Here is a 5,868-nt window from a genome sequence, read left to right as displayed (position 1 = left end):
AGCGAGGGGAGTGGGGCGGGGCTCAGCCGAGCTGCAGCTGCGCCAGGCCGGGCAGGACGGCGAAGACGACGGTCACGGGCAGCACGCCGAAGACGACGGGGACGAGCATCTGCACCTCGCGGCGCCCGCCCTCCTCCAGCAGCCGGCGCCGCTGCGCCTCGCGCACGTCGCCGGCCTGGGCGCGCAGCACCTCCGCCAGCGGGCTGCCGGCCTCCACGGCCACGGCGAGGCCGTCGACGAACCGGTCGAGCGCGCCCACCCCCAGCCGGTCGGCCAGGGCGGCCAGCGCCTCCAGCAGCGGGGTCCCGGTGCGCACCTCGCCGAGCGCGCGCCGCAGCTGCGCGCACAGCGGCCCGCCGCCGGCGGCGACCCGCTCCAGGGCGGCCGCGACGTTCTCGCCCGCACCCACCGACAGGGCCAGCAGCTCGGCGACCGCGGGCAGGTCCTCGAGCACCTCCGCGCGCCGGCGGCGCACCGCGCCCGCCAGGACGCGGTCGCGCAGCAGGGCGCCGCCGAGCGCGCCGGCCAGCAGCAGCGCGAGCACCCCCTCGGGGTGCACCTGCCCGCGGGCGGCCAGCGCGGCACCGGCCAGCGCGGCGAGCGCGACCCCGGCGAAGGCCCACAGCACCTGCTCGGCGCGGTGCTGGGCCGGGTCGCGGTCGGGGTCGAGCACGGCCAGGCGGCGGCGGACGACCTCGGTGGAGCCGAGCGCGCCGCCGGCGCGGGCGCCGGCCGCCAGCAGCGCGGTGCGCAACCGGTCGCCGCGACCGCCGCCGCGGGCGCCCAGGTAGGGCCCCACCCGCTCCTCCAGGGCGGGGGCGCGGCGCACGGGTAGCGCCCGCGCCAGCAGCCAGCAGCCGGCGCCGCACGCCGACCCCAGCAGCAGACCGGTGCCCGCGGGGCTCACGCGAGCACCCGGCGCGCCGCGGGCAGCCGCCCCAGGCGGACCATGAGGCGGTAGGAGAACGCGCAGACGAGCGCGCCGGCGACGAGCACGGCGGCGCCCCGCGGGGTGTCGTAGACGGCCAGCGCGCCGGGCCGGCTCGCCAGCAGAGCCAGCACCAGCCAGGGCGCGGCCACGGCCAGCCGGGCCGCCGAGACCGTCCAGCTCTGCCGGGCCAGCAGCTCGCCGCGGGCGCGCTGGTCCTCGCGCAGGTACGCCGACAGGGTCCGCAGCGTGCCGCCGAGGTCGCTGCCGCCCACCTGCCGCGTCATCCGCAGCGTGGCCGCGAGGCGGTCGAAGACGGGGTCGGCGAGCTCGGCCTGCAGCTGCGCGAGCTGCGGCTCGAACGCCCCGCTGGAGCGGTAGCCGACGGCGAAGCGGGCGAAGGCGGGCCGCAGGTGCACCGGACCGCGCGCCGCCAGCGCGCACACCGCGTCCGGCAGCGGCGACCCGGCCCGCACCGCCGAGGCGACGGTGTCGACGACGTCCGGCCAGGCGGCGGCCCGCTCGCCGAGGTGGCGGCGCCCGCCGCGAGCGCGAGGACGAGGACACCGGTGCTCCCGGCGACCGCGAGCGCGGCCAGCAGCGCGGCGAGCAGGCACGCCAGCGGCAGCAGGGCGGCGGGCACGTCGGCCCAGCCGGCGGCGTCGAGGGCGGCCCGCACCGGGCGGCGGCGCGGGCGGACCGGCCGCGAGCTCGGCCAGCAGGCCCACCACGCGCAGAACAGCCCGGCGCCGAGCAGCGCGCCGACGGCGACGGGAGCGGCGCCCATCAGGGCGCCCCGGCCAGCAGCGCGGACAGGTCGAAACCGGCGCGGGCGAAGCGCTCGCGGTGCGGCGGCCACCCGCCGGCGCGCACGAGCGCACCGGAGGCGTCGGAGACGAAGACGTCGGCGGTCTCCACGACACCGCCCTCGCAGCGGCCGGTGACGGCGACGACCTCGCGCACCCGACGCCGGCCGGTGGGGTCCAGCTCGGCGTGGACGACGAGGTCGAGGCTGGCCGCGACGGCCGGCACGACGAAGGCGCTGGTGACGTTCTCCCCGGCCAGCAGCGGCAGCGTGCACATCTTCGCCACCGCGTCGGCGGCGGAGTTCGCGTGGATCGTCGCGGCACCGGGCAGCCCGGAGTTCAGGGCGATGAGCAGGTCCAGGCTCTCGGCCTGGCGCACCTCGCCGACGACGAGCCGGTCGGGGCGCATGCGCAGCGCCTCCTTGACCAGCCGGCGCAGCGGGATCTCCCCGCGGCCCTCGAGGTTCGGCTGCCGGCACTGCATCGCCACGACGTCGCGGGCGGCGACCTGCAGCTCGAACACCTCCTCGCAGGTGATGATGCGCTGCTGCGCGGGGACCGCCGCGAGCAGGCAGTTCAGCAGGGTCGTCTTGCCCGCCTGGGTGGCTCCCGAGACGAGCAGGTTCAGGCCGGAGGCGACGGCGGCGGCGAGGAAGGCGGCCGCCTGCGCGGGCAGGGCGCCGAGGTCGACGAGGTCGTCCAGGCGCCGCGCGCGGGCGACGAAGCGCCGGACGTTGACCGCCCAGTGCCTGCGGGTCACGTCGGGGATGACGACGTGCACGCGGGAGCCGTCGGGCAGCGAGGCGTCGACGAACGGGCTGGACAGGTCCACCCGCCGGCCGGTGCTGGCCAGCATGCGCTCCACGAGCTCGGCGACGGTGTCCTCGTCGAGGATCGTCGTCGTCAGCTCCGGCACGCCGCCGCGGGCCACGAACACCTTGCCGGGTTCGTTGATCCAGATCTCCTCGACCTCGGGGTCGTCGAAGTAGCGCTGCAGCGGACCGAACCCCGAGACGGCGGCGACCACGTCGCGCACGGCGGCGGCGCGGTCGGCGAGGGCGGGCAGCGAGCCGTCCAGCGAGCGCAGGTCGTAGTCGAGGACGGCGGCGTCCACGAGCTCGCGCAGCTCGTCGGCGCCGCCGCGGAAACCGCCCGCGGCCGTGCGCCGGCGCACGAGGGTCCGCACCTCGTCCTCGACGAGCCGCACCGCGTCCACGCGAACCCCTCCCCCGCACCGGCGGGACCCTCCCGCGCCGGGGAACCGTAGGTCAGGCGCGGACCGCGGCGTTCGGGTGATGTGGACAAGTCCGGACGGCGCCGCGGGCGCTGTGGACGGCGGCCGGCGGCCGGTGCGCCGCTGCCACGATCGGCCGGTGCCCTTCCGCCTCACCGTCCTCGGGGTCGACCTCGAGGTGGACGTCCCCGCCGGAACCCCCTTCGCGGACGTGCGCCGCGAGGTCGAGGGGTGCACCGGCCCGTGGCCGCCCGGCTGGGAGGAGCTGCTGCACGTGGAGGGTTCCCCGGTGGCCGGCGCGGTCCTGGGGCTGCCGCCGCTGGTGGCCGGCGCGCACGTGCGCTCGGTCGCGGCCGGGGACCCCGCTGCCGGCGACCGCGCCACCGGGGACGGGGCGGCGGGCGGGCTCGTGGTCCACGTCAGCGCGGGTCCCGACGCGGGCCGCCGCCTGGTGCTCGGGACCGGGACCCACGTCGTGGGGCGCTCGGGGCCGCTCGCGCTGGCGGACCCCTCGCTCTCGCGCCGGCACGCGGTGCTCGAGGTGCGCGCGGACGGGGCGGTGCTGGTGAGCGACGCCGGATCGCTCAACGGCACGGCGCTGCTGCGCGAGGCCGGGCGGCGGGCGCTCACCGGGCGCACGGCGCTGCGGCTGCCGGCCCGGGTGGCGCTCGGGGACACGGTGCTGACCGTCGGCCCGCCCGCACCCGAGGCCGCCGAGGCCGATCCGGACGGGGCCGGGCGCGTGCTGCTCAACAGGGCACCGCGCTGGCGGGCCGCGCCGGCCGCGCCGGCCGCGCAGGTGCTGCGCTGGCCCGCGCGCCCGGCGCCGCCGCGACCGCCCGCGCCGCCGGTGCTCGCCCTGCTCGTCCCCCTCGCGGTGGCGGGGGCGCTGGCGCTGCTGTGGTCGCCGCTGTCCCTGCTGCTGGGCCTGGCCTCGCCCGTGCTCGTCGGCGGGCAGTGGTGGTCGGCGCGCCGGCGCTGCGCGAGCGAGGTCGCCGCCGCGGAGCGGTCGCTGGCGCTGGCGCGCGCCGACGTCCGCCGCCGCCACCGCGCGGCGCTGGCCGAGGAGCACGCCCGCGCCCACGACGACTTCCCCGACCCCGCCGCGCTGCTCGCGCAGGCGGAGCGGCGCGGCACGCGGCTGTACGAGCGCCGCCCCGGCGACGAGGACCACCTCGTCCTGCGCACCGGGCTGGGCGAGCGCGCGGCCACCAGCAGCAGCGTGCGCCCGGCGGACGAGCGCGGCGGCGAGCCGGTGGACCCGCCGCTGCTGCGCGACGTGCCGGTGGTGGTCTCGCTGCACGAGGGCGCCCTGGGGGTGGTCGGGCCGCGCGAGGCCCGGCTGCGCGTGGTGCGCCACCTGCTGGCCCAGGTCGCCGCCTGGCACTCCCCCGAGGAGGTGCACCTGGTCCTCGTCGGCCCGGCCGGCGACGAGGACGGCGGCGGCGGCGAGCCCGGTGGTTTCCCGGAGGACTGGGCGTGGGCGGCCTGGCTGCCGCACCACCACCCGGCGGCGGGAGCGCCCGCGCAGGTGCTGGCCGCGCTGCGCGCCGAGCTGGAGGCGCGCCGCGCGCGCACCGGGCGCTCCGGGGCGCCGGCCGCGGCGGCGCCCTCCGTCGTCGTGGTGGTCGACGACTGCGCCGGCCTGCGCGGTGAGCCCGCGCTGGGCCTGCTGCTGGCGCAGGGCCCGGCGCACGGGATCCACCCGGTCTGCCTGGCGGCGGCGGCGACCGGGCTGCCGGCCGAGTGCCGCACGCTGGTCGACCTCGGCGCCGCACCGGCCCTCGTGCGCACCCGCGCGGGGACGGCGCGCGCGCGTCCCGACGGCGTCGGCGCGGCGTGGGCCGAGCGGTGCGCCCGCGCCCTGGCCGCCGTCCGCGACGCCGGCGGCCGTGGTGGCGGCGAGGTGCCCGGTGACGTGCGGCTCGCGGAGCTGCTGGGCCCGCTGGACGGGGCGGCCCTCGCGCGGGGCTGGGAGGTCCCGCACGCGGGGTTGCGGGCGGTGCTGGGCGCCGGGGTGGACGGGCCGTGCCGGGTCGACCTGGCCGTCGACGGCCCGCACGCGCTCGTGGCAGGCACCACCGGCTCGGGCAAGTCGGTGCTGCTGCAGTCCCTCGTCGCGTCCCTGGCCGCCGGCGCTCCGCCGGACGCGCTGCAGCTGGTGCTCGTGGACTACAAGGGCGGGGCCGCCTTCGGCGCCTGCGCCGGCCTGCCGCACGTGGCCGGGGTGGTCACCGACCTCGACGAGCAGCTGGCCGGGCGGGTGCTGCGCAGCCTGCGCGCGGAGGTCCGCCGCCGCGAGCTGGTGCTGGCGCGGGCCGGTGCCGCCGACGTGGCGGACCTGCCGGCCGGGGCGCTGGCGCGCCTGGTGCTCGTCGTCGACGAGTTCCGGGTGCTCTCGCAGGAGCTGCCCGCCTTCGTGGAGGAGCTCGTGCGGCTGGCCGTCGTCGGCCGCTCCCTGGGCCTGCACCTGGTGCTGGCCACCCAGCGCCCGGCGGGTGTCGTGAGCCCGGAGATCCGGGCGAACACCAACCTGCGGATCGCGCTGCGGGTGCAGGAGCGCGCCGACGCCGAGGACGTCGTGGGTGACCCGGCGCCCGCGGCCTTCAGCGACCGGCTGCCGGGGCGGGCGCTCGTGCGGCGCGGGCCGCGGGCCCCGGAACTGGTCCAGGCGGCCAGGTCGCGCGGTCCGCGCCGCGGCGGGCGGGTGCGGGTGCGCCGCGCGGACGCCCCGGCCCCGCCCGCCGGCGAGCTCGTGGACGACCTGCCGGTGCTGGTGGCGGCCGCGCTGGAGGCCGCGCGGCTGCGCGGGCGGGCGCTCCCGCCCGCACCGTGGCTGCCGCCGCTGCCGGCGCGGGCCGGGTGCGGGGACCTGCCGGCCGGCGCACCGGACGGTGCAC

At 80.2% G+C, this 5,868-nt stretch carries 4 protein-coding genes; 1 reads left to right on the top strand and 3 read right to left on the bottom strand.

Going from position 1 to position 5,868, the window contains the following annotated elements; all coding sequences use genetic code 11:
* Window positions 1–22 precede the first annotated feature (22 nt).
* The 3 genes from GTQ99_RS18790 to GTQ99_RS18780 all read right to left on the bottom strand — a co-directional run bounded on the left by GTQ99_RS18790 (window position 23) and on the right by GTQ99_RS18780 (window position 2,950).
* A complete protein-coding gene (locus tag GTQ99_RS18790) occupies window positions 23–907 on the bottom strand; it encodes a type II secretion system F family protein (protein WP_166617250.1) in 885 nt (294 codons plus the stop codon).
* Window positions 904–1,404 carry a type II secretion system F family protein gene (locus GTQ99_RS24455; protein ID WP_205707789.1) on the bottom strand — a complete coding sequence of 167 codons (501 nt, stop codon included), beginning with the start codon at window positions 1,402–1,404 and terminating at the stop codon, window positions 904–906. Before GTQ99_RS24455 ends, GTQ99_RS18790 begins: the two co-directional genes overlap by 4 nt.
* Window positions 1,405–1,714: 310 nt before the next feature.
* Window positions 1,715–2,950, bottom strand: coding sequence for an ATPase, T2SS/T4P/T4SS family (locus GTQ99_RS18780; protein WP_166617249.1), 1,236 nt, complete (start codon window positions 2,948–2,950; stop codon window positions 1,715–1,717).
* A 157-nt stretch (window positions 2,951–3,107) separates the two neighbouring features.
* On the opposite strand from GTQ99_RS18780, the gene GTQ99_RS18775 reads away from it, so the two are divergent.
* Window positions 3,108–5,868, top strand: a 2,761-nt coding sequence (locus GTQ99_RS18775; protein WP_166617248.1) for an FtsK/SpoIIIE domain-containing protein, incomplete at its 3' end; no start/stop codon positions are given.

The organism is Kineococcus vitellinus, assembly GCF_009906315.1.
Taxonomy (GTDB): domain Bacteria; phylum Actinomycetota; class Actinomycetes; order Actinomycetales; family Kineococcaceae; genus Kineococcus; species Kineococcus vitellinus.
Note: the sequence above shows the minus strand (reverse complement) of the source record. Positions and strands in the feature narration are given on the sequence as shown.